The sequence below is a fragment of the Pseudomonas botevensis genome, assembly GCF_019145475.1.
Taxonomy (GTDB): Bacteria; Pseudomonadota; Gammaproteobacteria; order Pseudomonadales; family Pseudomonadaceae; genus Aquipseudomonas; species Aquipseudomonas botevensis.
In genome coordinates this window covers 1-20900 of record NZ_JAHTKI010000003.1, presented here as the reverse complement: position 1 = coordinate 20900, position 20900 = coordinate 1, and the positions used below count along the sequence as shown (strand labels likewise).

Below are 20900 nucleotides of genomic sequence, written 5' to 3'. Positions count from 1 at the left end.
GCGCGTGCCCGAAAACGTGCGGCGATGGTAACGGATGGGTGCGCCACTGCAAGTGTCGTCATCGCAGTTGCGCTTCGGGCAGGGTCAGTGTGCGCGGGATTTTCGTCGCATCCCAGTGGGCGACGCCCCAACTCAGCAGTTCTTGCGGCGTGGCGTCGGCCAGCTCGTTGCCGGGTTGCTGCCCCAATGCCCGCAAGGCGCGCAGCAGCAATGGTGTGGCCTGATCGGCGGTCAGTGGCGGCGAGCGGTAGGACTTGCCGAGCTTGTTGCCATCCGGCTGGGTGATCAGCGGCAGGTGCAGATAGCGCGGCTGTGGGAAACCCAGCAATTCTTGCAGATAGAGCTGGCGCGGTGTCGAGTCGAGCAGATCGGCACCGCGCACGATGTCGGTGATGCCTTGCCAGGCATCGTCCAGCACCACCGCCAGTTGATAGGCGTAGAGGCCGTCGCGACGGCGAATCACGAAGTCGCCGACATCGCGTCCCAGGTGCTGACGGAACTCACCCTGCACGCGGTCGATGAAGTGGTATTCCAGCTCCGGCACGCGCAGGCGGATCGCCGCGTCTTCCGGGCCGTGGCCGGCATTGCGGCACAGACCCGGATAGATGCCGTGATACGGCTCCAGTTGTTTGCGCGAGCAGGTGCAGGCGTAGGCCAGGCCGTGGCTGAACAGGCGGTTGAGCACTTCGGCGTAGGCATCGTGCCGAGCGCTCTGGCGGACCATCTCGCCATCCCATTCGAAGCCATAACTTTCCAGCGCTTTGAGAATCGCAGCCTGGGCTCCGGGTTCTTCCCGGGGCGGATCGAGATCCTCCATGCGCACCAGCCAGCGGCCACCCACCGAACGCGCGTCGAGATAAGAGGCGAGCGCGGCGACCAGCGAACCGAAGTGCAGGTGCCCACTGGGCGTTGGGGCGAAGCGTCCGATGTAGGCGGGGGAAGTCTTGGCAGTCATGGGAGCGATGTTACTTTTTCAGGGCTTGCGTCGGCCAACCGGTGGAAGAACGGCAGAAACAAAAACGGAGCGTTCGCACGCTCCGTTTGTCGATCAGGCCGGGATTACTTGCCGACCTGTTTTTCCTTGATTTCCGCCAGGGTCTTGCAGTCGATGCACAGATCGGCGGTAGGACGGGCCTCGAGGCGCTTGACGCCGATCTCGATGCCGCAGGACTCACACCAGCCGTATTCTTCGTCCTGGATCAGCTCAAGCGTCTTGTCGATCTTCTTGATCAGCTTGCGCTCACGGTCGCGGGCACGCAGTTCGAGGGCGAATTCTTCTTCCTGGCTGGCCCGGTCGGCCGGGTCAGGGAAGTTGGCCGCTTCGTCTTTCATGTGATCAACAGTGCGGTCGACTTCCTGCATCAAGTCCTGTTTCCACTTGTTCAGGATCTTGGTGAAGTGCGCGCGCATGGGGGCGCCCATGTACTCTTCGCCGGGCTTCGAAACGTAAGGTTCGAAACCGCTGATGGTCTGATTCTGCTGTTGCTTTGCTTGGGTGGGCATGAAATGGACCGCCTCTACTCTTGTAATCCATTGCGCAGGATTGCTCCATCACCGACACCTGCCGGCCCTGCGGCTGCAAGCGGGCGAACTTACCAGATCAATTCCGCCGGCGCTACTCCCGGATGTCGAGCCTGCGGCCGGTGGTGCCTGCAAATGTTTGCCAAGCCATGTCTGGCGGTGTTGGAGACCTGATCAATCACTGATTTTAGTCAATCCTGGAGCGTACGCGCGGTGCGTTACAGTCCAGCGTTCCTGATGCTGTGACCATTGTGGGTTCTCGCCCGTTCCGGCAGATGGGTAGAATCGTTTCTTTTTCCCCGTCGAAGGAAGGCCAATGGCTCACCCCTACAGTGCGCGCAGTCGTGCGATCGAACCGTTCCATGTCATGGCGTTGCTGGCGCGGGCCAATGAATTGCAGGCTGAAGGCCATGATGTGATTCATCTGGAAATCGGCGAGCCGGACTTCACCACCGCCGAGCCGATCATTCGCGCCGGCCAGGCTGCGCTGGCGGCAGGGAAAACCCGCTATACCGCTGCCCGTGGCATTCCTGAGCTGCGCGAAGCGATTGCCGGCTTCTATCAGCAGCGCTACGGCTTGAATATCGATCCTCGGCGGATTCTCATCACTCCGGGCGGTTCCGGCGCCTTGCTGCTGGCCAGCGCGCTGCTGGTGGATCCGGGCAAGCACTGGCTGCTGGCCGACCCCGGTTATCCGTGCAACCGGCATTTTCTGAGGCTGGTCGAAGGCGCGGCGCAACTGGTGCCGGTCGGCCCGGACGTGCGTTATCAACTGACCCCGGATCTGGTGGCGCGGCATTGGGATCACGACAGCGTCGGCGCCCTGGTGGCCTCGCCGGCCAACCCGACCGGCACCATCCTGACCCGCGACGAACTGGCCGGGTTATCCACAGCGATCAAGGCACGGCACGGCCATCTGGTGGTGGACGAGATCTATCACGGCCTGACTTACGGCACCGATGCGGCGAGCGTTCTGGAAGTCGATGACAGCGCGTTTGTCCTCAACAGTTTCTCCAAGTATTTCGGCATGACCGGTTGGCGTCTCGGCTGGCTGGTGGCGCCGGACGCGGCGGTCAGTGAGCTGGAAAAGCTCGCACAGAACCTCTATATCAGTGCTCCGAGCGTGGCGCAGCATGCGGCACTGGCCTGTTTCGAACCGGCCACCATCGAAATCCTTGAAGAGCGCCGCGCCGAATTCAGCCGTCGTCGCGACTACCTGCTGCCAGCACTGCGGGAATTGGGTTTCAATATCGCCGTGGAGCCTGAGGGCGCATTCTATTTGTACGCCGATATCAGCCAGTTCGGCGGTGATGCCTTCGCGTTCTGCCGACATTTTCTAGAAACCGAACACGTGGCGTTCACTCCGGGCCTGGATTTCGGTCGTTATCAGGCGACTCATCATGTGCGTTTTGCCTACACGCAAAACCTCCCTCGCTTACAGGAAGCGGTGGAGCGGATCGCCCGTGGTCTGAAGAGCTGGCAAGGCTGATGCGCTTTCATCCTCCCCTCGAAGAAGCGCGACTGATCCGCCGCTACAAGCGTTTTCTTGCCGATATCGAAACCGTTGACGGCGAGTTGCTGACCATTCATTGCCCGAACACCGGTTCGATGCTCAATTGCCAGGTCGAAGGCGGGCAGGTCTGGTTCAGCCGCTCCAATGATCCCAAGCGCAAATTACCCGGCACTTGGGAAATCGGTGAAACCCCGCAGGGCCGGTTGTTTTGCGTGAATACCGGCCGTGCCAACGCACTGGTCGAAGAAGCCTTGCAGGCCGGGGTCATCAGCGAGCTGAGCGGGTTTACTGCTTTGAAGCGTGAAGTGGCTTACGGACAGGAAAAGAGTCGAATCGACTTTCGCCTCGAATACCCGAGCGGCCCGGCCTACGTGGAAGTGAAAAGTGTCACCTTGGGTTTCGATGGAACCCCTGTGGCGGCGTTTCCCGATGCGGTCACCCAGCGTGGCGCCAAGCATTTGCGCGAACTGGCGCATCTGGCCCGTGACGGAATCCGTGCGGTGCAGTTGTATTGCGTCAATCTGACGGGCATCGAGGCGGTGCGTCCGGCCGATGAAATCGATTCGGCCTACGCCGATGCTTTGCGTGAAGCGGTGGCCTGCGGGGTCGAGGTGCTGGCCTATGGCGTGCGCTTGAGTCACGAAGAAATGCTTATCGACCGCCGCCTGGACGTGTTGCTCAACGGCTAGACATCAACCCACAACCCTTGTGCATCCTCGCGGCAAGGGATGGCCGTCAGCGATTGCCCGGCGCAGGGACCTGCCACGCACTCGCCATCCTCGATCAGAAACAGTGCGCCGTGGGTGGCGCACTGGATCAGGCTGTTGCTCGGATCGAGAAACTGATCGGGGTGCCACTCCAGAGCGACGCCGCGATGCGGGCAGCGGTTGAGGTAGACATACGCCTGGCCGCTGCGGCGCACGGCAAACAGCTTGTTCCCGTCGATTTCGAAGCCGCGACTGCCGGCTTCGGCGAGATCGGCGCCCGCGCACAAAAACTTCATGGCTATCCTCAAGTGTCGGCTCGTGTCGGGATATGTCCGAGCTTGACGTTCAAATGCAAACAATTATCAAATGGCCGCTTCGCCCGCAGGGCGGCTGCCGGATGCCGAGGATACTTGGCCTGGCAGCCGGATGCCCGGGAAAACCTTATTCAAGGAAGCTGTGTATGCGCCTGAGTACCCGCGTTGCTGTGCTGTGTGTCGGACTTTTCGTCAGCCACCAGGCTGCAGCGGCCGATTTGCCGCAACGTTGGGTGAGTGCCGGCGGTGCCTTGTCGGAATGGGTCAGTGCGTTGGGCGGCGAAGCGAAACTGGTGGGGGTCGACACCACCAGCCAGCATCCCGAGTCCCTGAAAGCGCTGCCGAGCATCGGTTATCAACGCAGCCTGTCCGCCGAAGGCATTCTCAGTTTGCGTCCGGACATTCTGGTCGGCACCGAGGAAATGGGGCCGCCGCCGGTGATTTCACAGGTGAAGAGTGCCAAGGTGCAGGTCGAGTTGTTCTCGGCCCAGGCGGATCTCTCGACGCTGGAAAAGAACGTCACGCACTTGGGGCAGTTGCTCGGCGCCCAGGATAAAGCCGCGCAGCTGCTGCAAAGTTATCAACAGCAACTCGATGCGCAGAAAACCCGGGTGGCTGAAGCGCAGACTCATCAGAAAGCTCCGGGGGTGTTGCTGCTGGTCGGGCATGCCGGCGGCAAACCGCTGATCGCCGGCAAGGACACCGCTGCCGACTGGTTATTGCAGCGTGCCGGCGGACACAACCTGGCGACGCATACCGGTTACAAACCGTTTTCCCAGGAGTCGCTGGCAGAACTCAATCCTGAAGTCTTGGTGTTCGCCGACCGTGCGTTGACGGGCGATGCGGCGAAAGCGGCGCTGTTCAAGGAAAACCCGATTCTCGATACCAGTCGCGCGGCGAAGGCCGGGCGGGTGTTCGAGCTGGACCCGACGCTGCTGGTCGGCGGCCTCGGGCCACGCTTGCCGGCGGCGCTGAAGGCGTTGTCCGATAGCTTCTACCCGGCCAAGGGCGGCCAATGACTGCGCTGGTCAAACCCCGTGGCTTGTTTGTCGGCCTGATTCTGCTGTGTCTGCTGGCGATCTGGCTGTCGTTGGCGCTGGGGCCGGTCAGCCTGCCGCTGATCGACACCTTGCGCGCTGCCTTGCGCCTGATCGGTGTGCCGCTGGCGCCGGAAGGTCTGGAGCAGGCGGAGCTGATTCTCGGGCAGATTCGTCTGCCGCGTACCTTGCTCGGATTGGCGGTCGGCGGCGTGCTGGCGTTGTCCGGGGTGGCGATGCAGGGATTGTTTCGCAATCCACTGGCTGATCCGGGCCTGGTCGGGGTGTCCAGTGGCGCGGCGTTGGGCGCGGCGGTGGCGATTGTCGGCGGTTCGGTTTTCGGTGGTTTGCCGGAATGGTTCGGGCCGTATCTGCTGTCGGCGTGTGCGTTTCTGGGCGGCCTCGGGGTGACGGCGCTGGTTTATCGACTGGGCCGGCATAACGGCCGGACGAATGTCGCCACCATGCTGCTGGCGGGGATCGCCCTGACGGCCCTGGCCAGTTCGGCGGTGGGGTTGTTCACCTATCTTGCCGACGACGCGACCCTGCGCACCCTGACGTTCTGGAATCTCGGCAGCCTCAATGGCGCCAGTTACGCACGGTTGTGGCCGTTGCTGATTATCAGCACCGGAGTGGCGCTGTGGTTGCCGCGCCGGGCCAAGGCGCTGAATGCGCTGTTGCTCGGCGAGTCGGAGGCCGGGCATCTGGGGATCAATGTCGAGCGGCTCAAGCGTGAACTGGTGTTCTGCACCGCGCTGGGTGTCGGCGCAGCGGTGGCGGCGGCGGGGATGATCGGATTTGTCGGGCTGGTGGTGCCGCATCTGGTGCGCCTGCTGGCCGGGCCGGATCATCGGGTGCTGTTGCCGGCGTCGGTACTGGCCGGGGCGAGTCTGTTGCTGTTTGCCGATCTGGTGGCGCGCTTGGCGCTGGCGCCGGCCGAGTTGCCGATCGGCATTGTCACGGCGTTCATCGGGGCACCATTCTTCCTTTATTTGCTGCTGCGAGGGCGTGCCTGATGCTGCGTGCGCACAATCTGCACATTCGCCGTGGCCGCAAGACCGTACTGGCCGACGTCTCGCTGCAACTGAAACCCGGTGAAGTGCTCGGCGTGCTGGGGCCGAACGGCGCCGGTAAAAGCACGCTGCTCGGGGCTTTGTGCGGTGAGCTGGCGGCCAGCGACGGCGAGGTCTTGCTCGATGACCGGACCTTGAAGGACTGGAGCGGACAGCAGCGTGCCCAGCGAATGGCGGTACTGCCACAGGTTTCGACCCTGGATTTCGCGTTCAGCGTTGAGGAAGTGGTGGGGATGGGACGCTTGCCCTGGCAGAGCGGCCGGGTGCGTGACGACGAAGTCGTCGCCGAAGCCTTGCTCGCGGCGGACGCCGGTCATCTCGGTGGCCGCAGTTATCTGGCGCTGTCCGGCGGTGAGCGGCAGCGAGTGCATCTGGCGCGGGTGCTGGCGCAACTCTGGCCGGGGCAGGCCGGGCAGACATTGTTGCTGGATGAGCCGACCTCAATGCTTGATCCGCTGCATCAGCACACTACCCTGCAAGCGGTGCGCGAGTTCGCCGATCGCGGCGCGGCGGTGCTGGTGATCCTGCATGATCTGAACCTGGCGGCGCGTTATTGTGATCGTCTGTTGCTGCTTGAGGGCGGGCGTCCGGTGGCGCTGGATACGCCGCAGCAGGTGTTGCGTCCGGATTCGCTCAAAGCGGTGTTCGGCCTGGAAGTGTTGGTGCAGCAGCATCCGGAGCGCGGGCATCCGCTGATTATCGCCCGCTGATGTGATCATCGAGGTGAAGGCATGCGTGGGATTCTGCTGTTGGCGGTGTTGTGGCTCGGCGGCTGTCAGCATGTCGCCGCGCCGCCGGTTGCCGGCGAGATTCGTGACTTGCGCAACGGCGAGATCTTGACGGCGGAGCAATTGCTCACGCAATTGAGCAAGCCGTCACAAGTGATCGTTGGCGAGCAGCATGACAACGCCGATCACCATGCCGTGCAATTGTGGTTGTTGCAGAACCTGAGCGAGCAGCGCCCGCAAGGCAGTCTGTTGCTGGAAATGCTGGTGCCCGAACAGCAACCGCGCGTTGAACAAGTACAACGCGCCGGAACGTTACCCGCTGATCTTGCCAATGTGCTGGCCTGGCAGGACGGCTGGGACTGGAATCTGTACGGGCCGATTGTCCGGTTTGCCCTGGCGCAACCTTATCCAGTGATGGCGGCCAATCTCGATAACGCTGAAATTCGTGCGTTTTATCGCAATCCTCCTGCGTTGACCGGGGCGCGCAGTAATGCCGAGTCGGTGAAGGCCGAGCTGTTGGGGGATATCAGCGAGTCTCACTGCGGTCTGCTGCCCGAGTCGCAAATGCCGGCGATGGTAGCCGTTCAGCAGCAGCGTGATCGACGCATGGCTTCGCGCTTGCTGGCGGCGCCTGCACCTGCGCTTTTATTGGCCGGCACATTCCACGCGCGCAAGGATGTGGGGGTGCCATTGCATGTTGTGGATCTGGGAGCGGTTGTCGCGCCCACTGTGTTGTTACTGGCACAGCAGGGCAGTGAGGTCACCTCGGCCATGGCCGATTACGTCTGGTACACGCCCGCCATGCCTGCTAAGGATTACTGCGCTGAAATGCGCAGGCAATTCGGCAAATGACTTTTCCACAGGCAAAAAAAGACCCGGTAAAAACCGGGTCAAATAACCGTGATTAGCCTGATGAGGAGATAATCTGAGAGTCCGAACCAAGGGCTTTTCAGAATATCGACTGATCTCGCGACCAGTTGTGATAATCATAGCGATTCTCATTACCGAGTCAACAGCTGTTTTCTCATTTATTCGGTTTTATCTTCGAATTGGCCGGAATGCCCCGTAAACAGGGGACGTCAGCATCTTGTTGCCGAACGGCGTCATGCGCAGTGATGGCCACCGCGTTTGGCGCCTGTTCAGTTTTTATGGCGCGAGGAAATGGCCTCCAGCTGTTTGTTCAGGGCGTCCTTGCGCTCTTCGGGAATATCGTTCCAGTGCATGTCCAGCAGCGCTCCCTCGATCGCATACAACAACACCTTCGATGCCCGGAACCCGCGCGTGCGCACGGCCCGGTAGGCATCCACCGCCCCCAGGCGACGCAAGTCCGAGGCGCTGTGGATGCCCACGGCATGCAGCCACTGCGCTGACGTCTTGCCAAGATTCTTCAGGTGTTGCAGTTCATCATTCATCAAGCCTCCTTGCGACGGCCGAATGGTGCGTGGGCGAGCTTCTCAGGAGTGTAGCCATCAGTAGGAAAAGCGTGGTTGTTTGGTCGGATTCGACGCAAAAGCTTCTAAGACTGAGCGGATTTTTCGGTGGGAAAGGGGATCAGACGCGCGTGCGCGGTGGCACTTGGCACGCAGTCCAGCGCAAAGCGGGGGCGCTGGACGATTGGGACAAACAGGCGATCAGCGGGTGCGATAACGCAGGCGGGTGCCGAAGTTCATCGACATCAGGATTTCGTCTGCACTGAGCTCGGGCGGGAAGTAAGCCCCGGAAATCTGCGCGTGAGCCAGGCTCGCGCCTTCCAGCGATGCCCCACGGAAGTCGATGCCGCGCAAGTCGGCGGAGCGGAAATAGGCGTCCCGGAAGTCCACGCCGTCGGCGTTCAATTCACGTAGGTCGAGGCCGCGAAAGTCGCCACCGACCATGTCGATCGGCCCGTCTTTCGGGCGTTCCTTGTTGAAGCCTGTGATGTCGTCCTTGTGCAGCAAGGCATAAAGCGGAGTGTCGAGAAGTTTCGGCTGGCTCATGTCAAATCACCTGTTGGTTTTATGACGCCAGTATAGTGCCACTATTTGACGACCGTGAAGCCAGCGCGGGCCTCACGGTCGAAATAGTTTCTTACAGACCTGGCAGGTGCTGACGGATTTGCGCCACAACGACGTCCAGAGTGCCGGATTCATTGGTCTGCACGCGCTTGCTGCGCAGGATTTCTTCCGGGGTCAGGGCTTCGCGACTGGCCTGTTGGGCTGCGATCACTTCCAGGGTCGCGTCGGATGGATCCTTCTGATCGGCCTGACGAATCGCCAGCCAGCTCTCGATTACCGCTTGCGGTGCGTTGCAGTCGAGGATCAGGAACGGCGTGCCGGTCGCCTCAGCAACCTGCGCTGCGCTGTCACGCTGTTCACGCTTGAGGTAGGTGGCGTCGATTACGACCGGGAAGCCGGCACGCAGGATCGCCGCCGCCACTTCATGCAGGCGGGCGTAGGTGGCCACGCTGGCATAGGCGCTATAAATGCCGGCCTGAACGTCATTCGCCACGTTTTGTTCACCGAACAGACGCTTGCGCTCAACATCGGAACGCAGGCGAATCGCGCCCAGCGCTTCGACCAGACGCATCGCCACATGGCTCTTGCCGACAGCGGAAACGCCGTGGGTAATGGCCAGGAAGCGCGAAGGAATGGTGCTGTAGCTTTCCGCCAGGTTGGCGTAGTTGCGGTACTGGCGCAGGGTGGTGGCACGCTGCACTGGCGTAGCGTCGGCGGGCATGCTGAACAGCGCGACTTTCGCACGCACCAGAGCGCGGTAGGCTTTATAGAAGTTCAGCACTTCGAGGCCTTGATAGTCGCCGGTCAGTTCCAGGTATTGGCTGATGAAGCGACGCGCCAGGGATTTCAGGCCACGGTCTTCCAGGTCCATCGCCAGGAAACCGGTATCGGCCCAGACGTCGGTGAAGCGGAACGGTTCGTTGAATTCGATGCAATCGAAGATCACCACTTTGCCGTCGATCACGGTGGCGTTGCCCAGGTGAATGTCACCGTGGCATTCGCGGGTGAAGCCTTCGGCCTTGCGTTGGGCGAACAGCGGCTTGAGGCGATCGAAGCTGCTTTCGGCCCAGGCCTTCAGCGCTTCAAGTTGCAGCAGGTCGGCTTTGTCGCTGAGGAACGGCAGGATCTGCTCGAAGTTCTGGCGGACCGGCGCCATCACGCTTTCCGGCGTGCCCGCGTCGTGCTCGGCCGGGACTTTCGGGGCGTTGAGGTGAAATCTGGCGATTTGCTCGGCCATTTCGTCGATGTGCCCGGTGGTCAGTTCGCCGTTGGCTTGCAGCGTGCTGAGCAGGCCGGTCTGCGGGAACTGGCGCATTTTCAGCACGTATTCGATGGCCGGGCCTTCGCCACCCAGTTGCGGGGCTTCGGCACTGCCGGTCACTGGCAACACTTCCAGATACAAATCGTCGGTCAGGCGTTGGTTCAGACGCAGTTCTTCAGCGCAGAAGTGTTCGCGGGATTCGAGGCTGGTGAAGTCGAGGAAGCCGAAATCCACCGGCTTCTTCACTTTATAAGCGTAGGCACCGGTGAGCAGGACCCACGAGATGTGGGTTTCGATGACCTGAAACCCTTCGACAGGGTGCGGGTAGAGGGCCGGGTTTTGCAGGGCAGCGATCAGGGACTGGCTCACAGGCGATCCTTCAGAGACTGGGGAAATTCGAGGTCGCCATTATGGCCGCTCGCCAGCCCGACGCAAACCTCGGAGCGCTCCTGTTGAGTATGAATAAAGTGCGTATAATCCGCCGCCATGACTCGTACTCGATCCCCCCGTACCCCTAAAAAACCACCCTCCAAGGGCCTGCGCCCATGGTTGGGCTGGGCCATTAAACTCAGTCTGGTCGGCCTTGTGGTGCTGGCCGGCTTCGCCGTTTACCTCGATGCCGTGGTGCAGGAGAAGTTCTCCGGCAAGCGCTGGACCATTCCGGCCAAGGTGTACGCGCGTCCGCTCGAGCTGTTCGTCGGACAGAAACTGAGCAAGGACGACTTCCTCACGGAACTCGATGCCCTGGGCTATCGCCGTGAGGCAGTGAGCAATGGTCCCGGCGCGGCGTCGGTCAATGGCAACACGGTCGATCTGAATACCCGTGGCTTCCAGTTCTATGAAGGCTTGGAAAAACCGCAGCCGGTGCGCGTGCGCTTCTCCGGCGATTACGTGGCCGAACTGGCGGCGACCAACGGCTCGAAGTTGTCGGTGGTGCGCCTGGAGCCGCTGCTGATCGGCGGGATCTACCCGAAAAACCTCGAAGACCGGATTCTGATCAAGCTCGATCAGGTGCCGCCGTACCTGCTTGAAACCCTGGTCGCCGTGGAAGACCGGGATTTCTACAGCCACTGGGGCGTGTCGCCGAAGTCGATTGCCCGGGCCATTTGGGTCAACACCTCCGGCGGAAAGATGACTCAGGGCGGCAGTACGCTGACCCAGCAACTGGTCAAGAACTTCTACCTGACCAACGAACGCAGCCTGACCCGCAAGCTCACCGAAGCGATGATGGCGATGTTGCTTGAGCTGCATTACGACAAGAAGGAAATCCTTGAGGCCTACCTCAACGAAGTCTTCGTCGGTCAGGACGGTCAGCGCGCAGTTCACGGCTTCGGGCTGGCCAGCCAGTTTTTCTTCGGCCAGCCGTTGTCCGAGCTGAAACTGCATCAGGTCGCGTTGCTGGTGGGCATGGTCAAGGGGCCGTCCTACTATAATCCGCGACGGAATCCGGAGCGGGCGCTGGAACGCCGTAATCTGGTGCTAGATGTGCTTGAGCAGCAGGGCGTTGCCTCCGCCGAGCAGGTTGCCGCCGCGAAGAAGATGCCGCTGGGCGTGACCACGCGCGGCAAGCTGGCCGACAGTTCTTTCCCCGGCTTCATCGATCTGGTCAAGCGCCAGTTGCGTGAAGACTACCGTGACGAAGACTTGACCGAAGAAGGCCTGCGGATCTTCACCAGTTTCGATCCGATCCTGCAAATGAAGGCCGAAGCCTCGGTCAACGACACCTTCAAACGTCTTGCCGGGCGCAAGGGTTCCGATGATGTGGAAGCGGCCATGGTCGTGACCAACCCGGAAACCGGTGAAGTCCAGGCCATGATCGGCAGCCGCCAGGCCAGTTTTGCCGGCTTCAACCGGGCGCTGGACGCGGTGCGGCCGATCGGTTCGTTGATCAAGCCGGCTGTTTATCTGACGGCGCTGGAAAAACCAAGCCAGTACACGTTGACCAGTTGGCTGTCGGATGAGCCGTTGGCTGTGAAGGGCGCGGACGGTCAGGTCTGGAAGCCACAGAACTACGACCGCCGCTCTCATGGCACGGTGTTCCTCTATCAGGGCCTGGCGCACTCCTACAACCTGTCGACCTCGCGTCTCGGGCTGGCAGTCGGTGTTCCGAATGTTCTCAAGACCCTCGGGCGCCTGGGCGTAAGTCGTGAGTTCCCGGCATTCCCGTCGATGCTGCTGGGCGCCGGCGGGATGACCCCGATCGAAGTGGCGACCATGTACCAGACCCTGGCCAATGGCGGTTTCAACACGCCGATGCGCGGCATTCGCAGCGTGCTGACCGCCGAGGGCGAGCCGCTCAAGCGCTATCCGTTCCAGATCGAGCAGCGCTTCGATCCGGCTTCGATCTACCTGATCCAGAACGCCATGCAGCGCGTCATGCGTGAGGGCACCGGCAGTTCGGTCTATAACGTGTTGCCCAAGACCCTGACGCTGGCGGGCAAGACCGGTACGAGTAACGATTCCCGTGACAGCTGGTTCGCCGGCTTCAGCCAGGACCTGCTGGCGGTGGTCTGGCTTGGACGCGATGACAACGGCAAGACGCCGTTCACCGGCGCTACCGGTGCGTTGCAGGTCTGGACCAGTTTCATGCGCAAGGCCGATCCGCTGCCGCTGGACATGCCGCAGCCGGATAACGTGGTGCAGGCGTGGGTCGATTCGCGTACCGGTCAGGGTTCCGATGCCAACTGTCCGGGGGCGGTGCAGATGCCGTATATTCGCGGCAGCGAACCACCACCCGGCGCCTCATGTGCGGGCGAAACGCCTGCTTCCGGCGAGTCGGTGATGGATTGGGTCAAGGGCTGGATGAATTAAGCAAAGAGGGTTTCAAGTGAACAAGTGGTTGATTCCAGCGGTGACCGCCGTGGCTTTGCTCAGTGGCTGCTCCACCGTACAGCGTGGTTCGATCCCGGTCGTGGATTCCGGGACGGCGGTGTCCAACAGTGAGCGTATTTCCGCCAATGGCGGCTTCCGTCAGACGACGGTCAAGCGTCCCGTGCAAGGCCAGGTGCAGGCGATTCCGCAAGGCGATACCGGTGTGGTGGTGATGGTGCCTGGCGGCGGTGCAACGTCGACCCCGATCAGCACTTCGCCGATCACGCCAGGTCCGGTTTCATCCGGTCCGATCACGCCGGGGCCTTACAATGCTGCGCCGGTCGAGTCGGCGCCGATCAACGCCGGCAGCTACAGCATGCCTTCGACGCCGAGCGGCATTCCTTCGGCCGGCAGCGGCGGTCTGTCCGCCGATGAGCAATTGGATGGCCCGGTGCTCGCCTTGCTGACCACCGCTCAGCAACAACAGGCGGGCGGTGATCTCAACGGTGCATCCTCCAGTCTGGAGCGCGCTCAGCGCGTGGCGCCGCGTGAGCCGCAAGTGCTTTACCGTCTGGCGCAGGTGCGCATGGCCCAGGGCGATGCTCCGCAGGCCGAGCAATTTGCCCGTCGTGCGCTGACCATGGCCAATGGTCGTCCCGACTTGCAGGCCAATCTCTGGGAGTTGATCGCCCAGGCCCGCGAGAAACAAGGTGATTCCGCCGGCGCCAGCCTGGCCCGTCAGAAAGCCAAGGTTGCGCTGTGATGGACGTGCGCTTCCCGCAAATCGCCGACCAGTTGCTGCTGATCGAGGCCGAGCTACGGGCGCAAGGCTGGTGGGACGAGGTTGAACCGTCCGCCGAGGCCTTGAGCAGCGTCGAGCCGTTTTCTGTCGATACCCTCGAGTTCGAGCAGTGGCTGCAATGGATCTTCCTGCCGAAGATGAAAATCATCCTTGAGCAGAACATGCCGCTGCCGAATGCCTCGGGTATTCGCGAAATGGCCGAAATGGTTTTCGCCCAGCGCAATGTCCAGGGCCGGGATCACAAGCTCCAGCAGTTGCTCAAAGAGTTCGACCAACTGATCGTCGCCACCCGCTGAAGGTGAAACTGCCAGTGCTTACTGGCAGTTTTCCGCGATCTGTTTCTGCGCTTCGACGATGCGTTCCTGACGTTGCGTATCGCTCAGGCGCCGCATTTCACCTTCCACTTCCTCTCTCAAGCGTGGGTTGTTCTGCAACTGCGCGAGATTCGTGCGCGCCTGTTCGCAGAACTTTTTCAGTTCAGCCTGCTGCTCGGCGACCTGCTTCTTCACGCTGTCATCGATGCTTTTCTGATCGCCGATCGGACCGCTGCCGGGCATTGCCGGCGGCCGGACCACTGGTGTCGCGGGTGTCTGCATGACGCTGGAAGGCTGCCCTTGTGGCGGTTGTGCGTCGAAATGAGTCACCCCTTGGGCGTCGACCCATTTGTAGATCTGACCGGCCATGCACCACGGGCTGAGGCCGATCAGCAGAGTTAGCAGAAGCGTTCGCATGCTGATTCCTTGGCAAAATTGCGCAATTGAAGCTAACAGAGTAGCTGTTTCCAGGTTTTTTCTTGCGTTCTCATGTGCTTACCCACAATTAGGCATACAGACGGCTTGACTTGGAGAGGGCGAAACAGAAGAATCCAAAGTCCGCTGTAGAGGGACTGCCAGAAGCAGACCCACTCGGTAGATCATGAGGCGCACATCCGCGCCGACCTGTTACACCCGCAACGCGTTACCTCGCGCTGGGTGGGAAAGGCCCGCAACACTTGGGACGATCCCAATACTTGCTCAGTCAGTGCTGACGTAGTCGGCGACCACCGTCGCTCATGCTCTGCCGAGAAGTAAACCTATTAAGACCCGTTCCATTTTTCGTGGGCGGTATTCTGGCGTTTTAGAGGTGAACAACGTGGAGCTTTTATCTGGCGGTGAGATGCTCGTCCGCTTCTTGCGTGACGAAGGCGTCAAATATATCTACGGGTACCCGGGTGGTGCTCTTCTTCATGTTTACGATGCCCTGTTCAAAGAACCGGAAGTGACCCACATTCTGGTTCGTCACGAACAAGCGGCTACCCATATGGCTGACGGCTATGCCCGTGCCACCGGTAAAGCCGGCGTGGTATTGGTGACTTCCGGTCCAGGCGCCACAAACGCCATCACCGGTATCGCCACGGCCTACATGGACTCGATTCCAATGGTGATCATTTCCGGTCAGGTGCCAAGCACCATGGTCGGCACCGACGCGTTCCAGGAAACCGACATGATCGGTATCTCCCGGCCGATCGTGAAGCACAGCTTCATGATCAAGCACGCTTCGGAAATCCCGGAAGTCATGAAGAAAGCCTTCTACCTGGCGCAATCCGGTCGTCCTGGCCCGGTCGTGGTCGATATTCCGAAAGACATGACCAACCCGGCCGAGAAGTTCGAATACATCTTCCCGAAGAAAGCCAAACTGCGTTCCTACAGTCCGGCCGTTCGCGGTCACTCCGGGCAGATCCGCAAGGCGGCAGAAATGCTCCTGGCGGCCAAGCGTCCCGTGCTGTACTCCGGCGGCGGCGTGATTCTGGGCAACGGCTCCGCGCCGCTGACCGAACTGGCACAAATGCTCAACCTGCCGGTGACCAACACCTTGATGGGCTTGGGTGGCTACCCTGGCACCGATCGTCAGTTCATCGGCATGCTCGGCATGCACGGCAGCTTCACCGCCAACCTGGCGATGCACCATGCCGACGTGATCCTGGCTGTCGGCGCGCGTTTCGACGATCGCGTGATCAACGGCGCGCCGAAGTTCTGCCCGAACGCCAAGATCATCCATATCGACATCGACCCGGCTTCGATCTCCAAGACCATCAAGGCCGACGTGCCTATCGTTGGTCCGGTGGAAAGCGTCCTGACCGAAATGGTCGCGATCCTCAAGGAAATCGGCGAAACCCCGAACAAGGAAGCGGTGGCCAGCTGGTGGAAGCAGGTTGACGAATGGCGCGGTGATCGCGGCCTGTTCCCTTACGAGAAGGGCGACGGCAGCAAGATCAAGCCACAGACTGTGATCGAAACCCTGTGCGAAGTGACCAAGGGCGACGCCTATGTGACCTCCGACGTGGGTCAGCACCAGATGTTCGCGGCGCAGTACTACAAGTTCAACAAGCCTAACCGCTGGATCAACTCCGGTGGTCTGGGCACGATGGGCTTCGGTCTGCCGGCGGCCATGGGCATCAGCCTGAGCTTCCCTGATGCTGACGTCGCCTGCGTGACCGGTGAAGGCAGTATCCAGATGAACATTCAGGAACTGTCGACCTGCCTGCAATATGGTTTGCCGGTGAAGATCGTCATCCTGAACAACGGTGTTCTGGGCATGGTTCGTCAGTGGCAGGACATGAGTTACGGCAGCCGTCACTCGCATTCCTACATGGAGTCACTGCCTGATTTCGTCAAGCTGGCAGAGGCCTACGGTCACGTCGGCATTCGCGTCACCGAGTCGAAAGATCTGAAGTCGAAGATGGAAGAAGCGTTCGCCATGAAGGATCGCCTGGTGGTGATCGATATTTCGGTCGACACCAGCGAGCACGTCTACCCGATGCAGATCAAAGACGGCTCGATGCGCGATATGTGGCTGAGCAAGACGGAGCGTACCTAATCATGCGGCACATTATTTCCTTGCTTCTGGAAAACGAACCCGGTGCTTTGTCTCGCGTAGTCGGCCTGTTCTCGCAGCGCAACTACAACATCGAAAGCCTGACCGTGGCGCCAACCGAAGACCCGACTCTGTCGCGTCTGACGCTGACCACTGTCGGTCACGATGAAATCATCGAGCAGATCACCAAAAACCTGAACAAGCTGATCGAAGTGGTCAAGCTGGTGGACCTGTCGGAAAGCGCTCACATCGAGCGTGAACTGATGCTGGTCAAGGTCAAGGCCACTGGCGCCCAGCGCGCCGAGATCAAACGCACCACCGATATTTACCGTGGACAGATCGTCGATGTCAGTGCCAGCGTGTATACCGTTCAATTGACCGGTACCAGCGACAAGCTCGACAGCTTCATTCAGTCCATCGGCACCGCATCGATTCTGGAGACTGTCCGTAGTGGCGTCACCGGTATTGCCCGCGGCGACAAAGTACTCAGCATCTAAACCAAATTAGCGAATGGCCTGAACGGCCTGGATATATAGGGGAAATTCATGAAAGTTTTCTACGATAAAGACTGCGACCTGTCGATCATCCAGGGCAAAAAAGTTGCCATCATCGGTTACGGTTCCCAAGGCCACGCTCAAGCGTGCAACCTGAAGGACTCCGGTGTCGACGTTACCGTTGGTCTGCGTAAAGGCTCGGCGACCGTTGCCAAGGCTGAAGCCCATGGCCTGAAAGTGACCGACGTTGCTGCAGCCGTTGCTGGCGCGGACCTGGTCATGATCCTGACCCCGGACGAGTTCCAGTCCCAGCTGTACAAGAACGAAATCGAGCCGAACATCAAGAAGGGCGCTACCCTGGCCTTCTCCCACGGCTTCGCGATCCACTACAACCAGGTTGTTCCGCGTGCCGACCTCGACGTGATCATGATCGCGCCGAAAGCACCAGGCCACACCGTACGTTCCGAGTTCGTGAAAGGCGGCGGCATTCCTGACCTGATCGCGATCTACCAGGACGCCTCGGGCAACGCCAAGAACGTTGCGCTGTCCTACGCTGCCGGCGTTGGTGGCGGTCGTACCGGCATCATCGAAACCACCTTCAAGGACGAGACTGAAACCGACCTGTTCGGCGAACAAGCCGTTCTGTGCGGCGGTACTGTTGAACTGGTCAAAGCCGGTTTCGAAACCCTGGTTGAAGCGGGCTACGCGCCAGAAATGGCCTATTTCGAGTGCTTGCACGAACTGAAGCTGATCGTTGACCTCATGTACGAAGGCGGTATCGCCAACATGAACTACTCGATCTCCAACAACGCTGAGTACGGCGAGTACGTGACCGGTCCGGAAGTGATCAACGCCGAGTCCCGTCAGGCCATGCGCAACGCCCTGAAACGTATTCAGGACGGCGAATACGCCAAAATGTTCATCAGCGAAGGCGCAACCGGCTACCCTTCGATGACCGCCAAGCGTCGCAACAACGCCGCTCACGGTATCGAAGTCATCGGCGAGCAACTGCGCTCCATGATGCCGTGGATCGGTGCCAACAAGATCGTCGACAAAGCCAAAAACTAAGTCTTCGACCCTTGTATGAAAAAACGCGGCCTCGGCCGCGTTTTTTCGTTTGAACCGACGGTTCTGGTATAAAGCTGCATCGTTTGCGGCCGAACCGTCGTCCCAGACACCTGTCGAAACTGTCCAATCCGTTGCAAGGTAATGTCCATGAGCGAACGTCCCGAAGAGCCGAACCAGGCTTCTGACGCCGAAAGCCTGCTGCCCATCGATGAACACATCGAAGAAGGGCATGACGCAGAAGGCCGTAAGGTCCGGCATCGTGGTATCTATCTGCTGCCGAATCTGTTCACCACGGCGAACCTGTTCGCAGGGTTCTACTCCATTATCAACTCGATGAGTGCCCAGGCTGCGTTGAGCGCCGGTGACAGCGCCAATGCGAGCAAATATTTCGCCTTTGCCGCGATCGCCATTTTCGTTGCCATGGTGCTCGACGGCCTTGATGGCCGAGTGGCACGCATGACCAATACCCAAAGTGCGTTCGGTGCCGAGTACGACTCGCTGTCGGACATGGTCGCCTTCGGTGTGGCGCCTGCGCTGCTGGCCTTCGGCTGGGCGTTGGGTGACATGGGCAAGGTCGGATGGATGGTCGCCTTCATCTATGTGGCTGGCGCGGCATTGCGTCTGGCACGCTTCAACACGCAGGTCGGCACGGCCGACAAGCGTTACTTCATCGGTCTGGCCAGTCCGGCGGCTGCCGGCGTGGTTGCCGGGATCGTCTGGGCTTTCAGTGATTACGGGATCCAGGGGTCCAAGATGTCGTTCCTGGTGGCCCTGATGGTCGCGGCGGCCGGCATGCTGATGGTCAGCAACATCAAGTACAACAGCTTCAAGGAACTGGATTTGAAAGGGCGCGTGCCTTTCGTTGCGATCCTGGCGGTGGTGCTGGTTTTTGCCGTGGTCTTCAGCGATCCGCCGCGCATTCTGCTGCTGGTTTTCCTCGCCTATGCCGCGTCTGGCCCGGTGCAGTACCTGTTGCATCTTCGTCGTCACAAAAACGCCGAGTGATGTAATTTCCCGCATACTCCGCACTCTATGGATGCAACTGTCCTCCAGAGCTGCGGAGTTGCCATGCTGATCAAAGTCCCCAAAGCGTCTGACTGCCATGAGTCGGACGTCACGCCAGAATCCATCTATCTTTCCCGTCGTCAATTGCTCGGCGCAACAGCGGCCGGTCTGGCTGTAAGCAGCCTGCCGCGCCGGGCCGGCGCCGACGATGCGGTGCGTTACGCCGATGTCGAGCCTGGAAAGGCTCCCGCCTGGTTCGCCGAGAAACTGCCTGCTACCAAATGGGGAGCGGTGAACGTCAAGGACGAAGCCATCACGCCCTTCAAGGACGCGACCCATTACAACAACTTCTATGAGTTCGGTACGGACAAGGGCGACCCGGCAGTCAACGCCGGATCGCTGAAAACCGAGCCATGGAGCGTGGTAGTGGACGGGGAGGTTGGCAAGCCCGGGCGTTATGCGCTGGAAGACTTCATGAAGCCTTATCAGCTGGAGGAGCGCATCTATCGTCTGCGCTGCGTTGAAGCGTGGTCGATGGTCATCCCATGGATCGGGTTCCCGATTTCTGCGCTACTCAAGCAGGTCGAGCCGACGGCCAACGCCAAGTACATTCGCTTTGAAACTTTGCAGGATCCCAAAAGCATGCCTGGGCAGCGCTCCGGTTTTGCGTTGATCGACTGGCCCTATGTAGAAGGGTTGCGTCTGGATGAGGCGATGAATCCGCTGGCGATCCTGGCGGTCGGCATGTACGGCCGTGAGTTGCCGAATCAGAACGGCGCGCCGTTGCGTCTGGTGGTGCCGTGGAAATACGGCTTCAAAAGCGTCAAGTCGATTGTGCGGATCAGCCTGGTCAGCGAGCAGCCCAAGACCACATGGCAAAGTATTGCGGCGGATGAATATGGTTTCTACGCCAACGTGAATCCGACAGTCGATCATCCACGCTGGACCCAGGCGAGAGAGCGGCGCCTGCCGAACAGTCTGTTCAAGTCGAATGTGCGCGATACGCAGATGTTCAATGGCTACGCGGATGAGGTCGCTTCTTTATATTCAGGACTCGATCTGCGGAAGAATTACTGATGCGGTATCCGTTATGGCGTGCAGGCGTTTTCGTTGCGGCGTTGATCTGGCCGTTGCTGTGGTTTTACCAGGCCTTTGCAGATCTGCTCGGACCGGATCCCGGCAAGGTGCTGGTCGATCGGCTCGGGCTTGGGACCTTGGTGTTGTTGCTGGTCACATTGAGCATGACGCCGCTGCAGAAACTGACGGGGTGGGCGGGGTGGATTGCCGTGCGCCGCCAGTTGGGGCTTTGGTGTTTTGCCTATGTGGTTCTGCACTTGTGCAGTTATCTGGCGTTCATTCTGGGGTTTGACTGGTCGCAATTGGGTGTTGAGTTGCGCAAGCGCCCCTACATTATTGTCGGCTCGCTCGCTTTCCTGGGGCTGTTGGCATTGGCAGTGACGTCCAACCGTTATAGCCAGCGTCGGTTGGGTAAACGCTGGAAGAAGTTGCATCGACTGGTTTATGGGGTTCTTGGGCTTGGATTGCTGCATATGTTGTGGATCGTGCGTGCAGATCTAAAGGAGTGGGCTATCTATGCCTCTTTGGGTGCCTTGCTGTTAATACTGCGTCTTCCTCCTGTAGCTCGCCGAATCCCGCGTCTGGTGGGTAAAAGGCAGGTTCTGCAATAAAAGTGAAATTAACGGTTGACGGCAGATTCAG

Annotated in this window: 22 protein-coding genes; 15 read left to right on the top strand and 7 right to left on the bottom strand. The window is 60.3% G+C overall.

The annotated features are described in order from the left end of the window. Nucleotides 1-58: 58 nt before the first annotated feature. Together gluQRS and dksA are read right to left on the bottom strand one after the other, a co-directional pair. Complete coding sequence (gene gluQRS / locus KVQ74_RS05620; RefSeq protein ID WP_217830017.1) at nt 59-955, bottom strand: tRNA glutamyl-Q(34) synthetase GluQRS; 897 nt, start codon at nt 953-955, stop codon at nt 59-61. Between the two features lie 104 nt (nt 956-1059). Continuing rightward, nucleotides 1060-1503: an RNA polymerase-binding protein DksA gene (gene dksA / locus KVQ74_RS05615; RefSeq protein WP_217830016.1), complete on the bottom strand. Its 444-nt coding sequence runs from the start codon at nt 1501-1503 to the stop codon at nt 1060-1062. Between the two features lie 334 nt (nt 1504-1837). Between dksA and KVQ74_RS05610 the strand changes: the two genes are divergently transcribed. Together KVQ74_RS05610 and sfsA are read left to right on the top strand one after the other, a co-directional pair. After that, nucleotides 1838-3010 carry a pyridoxal phosphate-dependent aminotransferase gene (locus KVQ74_RS05610; protein WP_217830015.1) on the top strand — a complete coding sequence of 391 codons (1173 nt, stop codon included), beginning with the start codon at nt 1838-1840 and terminating at the stop codon, nt 3008-3010. Next, nucleotides 3010-3723, top strand: coding sequence for a DNA/RNA nuclease SfsA (gene sfsA / locus KVQ74_RS05605; protein ID WP_217830014.1), 714 nt, complete (start codon nt 3010-3012; stop codon nt 3721-3723). Before KVQ74_RS05610 ends, sfsA begins: the two co-directional genes overlap by 1 nt. On the opposite strand, the gene KVQ74_RS05600 is transcribed toward sfsA, so the two are convergent. Beyond that, the gene (locus tag KVQ74_RS05600) at nt 3720-4037 is read right to left on the bottom strand and encodes a Rieske (2Fe-2S) protein (protein WP_217830013.1); all 318 of its coding nucleotides are present in this window, start codon (nt 4035-4037) and stop codon (nt 3720-3722) included. The genes sfsA and KVQ74_RS05600 overlap by 4 nt on opposite strands. 164 nt (nt 4038-4201) lie before the next feature. Between KVQ74_RS05600 and KVQ74_RS05595 the strand changes: the two genes are divergently transcribed. The 4 genes from KVQ74_RS05595 to KVQ74_RS05580 are packed head-to-tail and all read left to right on the top strand — an operon-like array spanning nt 4202 to nt 7745. After that, on the top strand, nt 4202-5074 hold the full coding sequence (locus KVQ74_RS05595; RefSeq protein WP_217830012.1) for a heme/hemin ABC transporter substrate-binding protein: 873 nt from the start codon (nt 4202-4204) through the stop codon (nt 5072-5074). A 50-nt stretch (nt 5075-5124) separates the two neighbouring features. Continuing rightward, nucleotides 5125-6108 (top strand): FecCD family ABC transporter permease, encoded by a 984-nt coding sequence (locus KVQ74_RS05590; protein ID WP_217830291.1) that lies wholly within the window; start codon nt 5125-5127, stop codon nt 6106-6108. Further along, nucleotides 6108-6875, top strand: coding sequence for a heme ABC transporter ATP-binding protein (locus KVQ74_RS05585; RefSeq protein ID WP_217830011.1), 768 nt, complete (start codon nt 6108-6110; stop codon nt 6873-6875). Before KVQ74_RS05590 ends, KVQ74_RS05585 begins: the two co-directional genes overlap by 1 nt. Before the next feature lie 21 nt (nt 6876-6896). Then, on the top strand, nt 6897-7745 hold the full coding sequence (locus KVQ74_RS05580; protein ID WP_217830010.1) for a ChaN family lipoprotein: 849 nt from the start codon (nt 6897-6899) through the stop codon (nt 7743-7745). A gap of 287 nt (nt 7746-8032) precedes the next feature. Here KVQ74_RS05580 and KVQ74_RS05575 read toward each other — a convergent pair whose 3' ends face one another. The 3 genes from KVQ74_RS05575 to KVQ74_RS05565 form a co-directional block, all read right to left on the bottom strand. Beyond that, nucleotides 8033-8305 (bottom strand): TfoX/Sxy family protein, encoded by a 273-nt coding sequence (locus KVQ74_RS05575; protein WP_217830009.1) that lies wholly within the window; start codon nt 8303-8305, stop codon nt 8033-8035. 219 nt (nt 8306-8524) lie between these two features. Continuing rightward, nucleotides 8525-8869: a pentapeptide repeat-containing protein gene (locus tag KVQ74_RS05570; protein ID WP_217830008.1), complete on the bottom strand. Its 345-nt coding sequence runs from the start codon at nt 8867-8869 to the stop codon at nt 8525-8527. A 91-nt stretch (nt 8870-8960) separates the two neighbouring features. Then, nucleotides 8961-10517, bottom strand: a complete 1557-nt coding sequence (locus KVQ74_RS05565; protein WP_217830007.1) for a bifunctional aminoglycoside phosphotransferase/ATP-binding protein — start codon at nt 10515-10517, stop codon at nt 8961-8963. A 117-nt stretch (nt 10518-10634) separates the two neighbouring features. On the opposite strand from KVQ74_RS05565, the gene mrcB reads away from it, so the two are divergent. From mrcB to KVQ74_RS05550, 3 genes are read left to right on the top strand one after another with little or no spacing between them, the layout of a single operon-like run. Beyond that, nucleotides 10635-12959: a penicillin-binding protein 1B gene (gene mrcB, locus KVQ74_RS05560; protein WP_217830006.1), complete on the top strand. Its 2325-nt coding sequence runs from the start codon at nt 10635-10637 to the stop codon at nt 12957-12959. A gap of 16 nt (nt 12960-12975) precedes the next feature. Beyond that, a complete protein-coding gene (locus KVQ74_RS05555) occupies nt 12976-13722 on the top strand; it encodes a hypothetical protein (protein WP_217830005.1) in 747 nt (248 codons plus the stop codon). Then, nucleotides 13722-14057, top strand: a complete 336-nt coding sequence (locus KVQ74_RS05550; protein WP_217830004.1) for a YqcC family protein — start codon at nt 13722-13724, stop codon at nt 14055-14057. The genes KVQ74_RS05555 and KVQ74_RS05550 overlap by 1 nt, the downstream gene beginning before the upstream one ends. Nucleotides 14058-14075: 18 nt before the next feature. On the opposite strand, the gene KVQ74_RS05545 is transcribed toward KVQ74_RS05550, so the two are convergent. Next, nucleotides 14076-14492, bottom strand: a complete 417-nt coding sequence (locus tag KVQ74_RS05545; protein WP_217830003.1) for a DUF4124 domain-containing protein — start codon at nt 14490-14492, stop codon at nt 14076-14078. A gap of 400 nt (nt 14493-14892) precedes the next feature. On the opposite strand from KVQ74_RS05545, the gene KVQ74_RS05540 reads away from it, so the two are divergent. From KVQ74_RS05540 to msrQ, 6 genes are all read left to right on the top strand, one after another. Next, on the top strand, nt 14893-16617 hold the full coding sequence (locus KVQ74_RS05540) for an acetolactate synthase 3 large subunit (protein ID WP_217830002.1): 1725 nt from the start codon (nt 14893-14895) through the stop codon (nt 16615-16617). Nucleotides 16618-16619: 2 nt separating this feature from the next. Further along, a complete protein-coding gene (gene ilvN, locus KVQ74_RS05535) occupies nt 16620-17111 on the top strand; it encodes an acetolactate synthase small subunit (RefSeq protein WP_003205610.1) in 492 nt (163 codons plus the stop codon). Between the two features lie 48 nt (nt 17112-17159). Further along, the gene (gene ilvC, locus KVQ74_RS05530) at nt 17160-18176 is read left to right on the top strand and encodes a ketol-acid reductoisomerase (protein WP_217830001.1); all 1017 of its coding nucleotides are present in this window, start codon (nt 17160-17162) and stop codon (nt 18174-18176) included. 147 nt (nt 18177-18323) lie between these two features. Continuing rightward, nucleotides 18324-19181: a CDP-diacylglycerol--serine O-phosphatidyltransferase gene (pssA, locus tag KVQ74_RS05525; protein ID WP_064589202.1), complete on the top strand. Its 858-nt coding sequence runs from the start codon at nt 18324-18326 to the stop codon at nt 19179-19181. 63 nt (nt 19182-19244) lie between these two features. Beyond that, on the top strand, nt 19245-20258 hold the full coding sequence (msrP, locus tag KVQ74_RS05520) for a protein-methionine-sulfoxide reductase catalytic subunit MsrP (RefSeq protein WP_217830000.1): 1014 nt from the start codon (nt 19245-19247) through the stop codon (nt 20256-20258). After that, nucleotides 20258-20869 carry a protein-methionine-sulfoxide reductase heme-binding subunit MsrQ gene (gene msrQ / locus KVQ74_RS05515; protein WP_217829999.1) on the top strand — a complete coding sequence of 204 codons (612 nt, stop codon included), beginning with the start codon at nt 20258-20260 and terminating at the stop codon, nt 20867-20869. Before msrP ends, msrQ begins: the two co-directional genes overlap by 1 nt. Nucleotides 20870-20900: the final 31 nt, after the last annotated feature.

Bases quoted from the DNA above. Each gene is read 5' to 3' on its own strand.
- KVQ74_RS05585 (WP_217830011.1), top strand. From the start codon at position 6,108: ATGCTGCGTGCGCACAATCTGCACATTCGCCGTGGCCGCAAGACCGTA.
- KVQ74_RS05570 (WP_217830008.1), bottom strand. From the start codon at position 8,869: ATGAGCCAGCCGAAACTTCTCGACACTCCGCTTTATGCCTTGCTGCAC.
- ilvC (WP_217830001.1), top strand. From the start codon at position 17,160: ATGAAAGTTTTCTACGATAAAGACTGCGACCTGTCGATCATCCAGGGC.
- sfsA (WP_217830014.1), top strand. From the start codon at position 3,010: ATGCGCTTTCATCCTCCCCTCGAAGAAGCGCGACTGATCCGCCGCTAC.
- msrP (WP_217830000.1), top strand. From the start codon at position 19,245: ATGCTGATCAAAGTCCCCAAAGCGTCTGACTGCCATGAGTCGGACGTC.
- KVQ74_RS05545 (WP_217830003.1), bottom strand. From the start codon at position 14,492: ATGCGAACGCTTCTGCTAACTCTGCTGATCGGCCTCAGCCCGTGGTGC.
- gluQRS (WP_217830017.1), bottom strand. From the start codon at position 955: ATGACTGCCAAGACTTCCCCCGCCTACATCGGACGCTTCGCCCCAACG.
- KVQ74_RS05575 (WP_217830009.1), bottom strand. From the start codon at position 8,305: ATGAATGATGAACTGCAACACCTGAAGAATCTTGGCAAGACGTCAGCG.
- KVQ74_RS05550 (WP_217830004.1), top strand. From the start codon at position 13,722: ATGGACGTGCGCTTCCCGCAAATCGCCGACCAGTTGCTGCTGATCGAG.
- msrQ (WP_217829999.1), top strand. From the start codon at position 20,258: ATGCGGTATCCGTTATGGCGTGCAGGCGTTTTCGTTGCGGCGTTGATC.
- KVQ74_RS05580 (WP_217830010.1), top strand. From the start codon at position 6,897: ATGCGTGGGATTCTGCTGTTGGCGGTGTTGTGGCTCGGCGGCTGTCAG.
- mrcB (WP_217830006.1), top strand. From the start codon at position 10,635: ATGACTCGTACTCGATCCCCCCGTACCCCTAAAAAACCACCCTCCAAG.
- KVQ74_RS05595 (WP_217830012.1), top strand. From the start codon at position 4,202: ATGCGCCTGAGTACCCGCGTTGCTGTGCTGTGTGTCGGACTTTTCGTC.
- ilvN (WP_003205610.1), top strand. From the start codon at position 16,620: ATGCGGCACATTATTTCCTTGCTTCTGGAAAACGAACCCGGTGCTTTG.
- KVQ74_RS05610 (WP_217830015.1), top strand. From the start codon at position 1,838: ATGGCTCACCCCTACAGTGCGCGCAGTCGTGCGATCGAACCGTTCCAT.
- pssA (WP_064589202.1), top strand. From the start codon at position 18,324: ATGAGCGAACGTCCCGAAGAGCCGAACCAGGCTTCTGACGCCGAAAGC.
- KVQ74_RS05600 (WP_217830013.1), bottom strand. From the start codon at position 4,037: ATGAAGTTTTTGTGCGCGGGCGCCGATCTCGCCGAAGCCGGCAGTCGC.
- dksA (WP_217830016.1), bottom strand. From the start codon at position 1,503: ATGCCCACCCAAGCAAAGCAACAGCAGAATCAGACCATCAGCGGTTTC.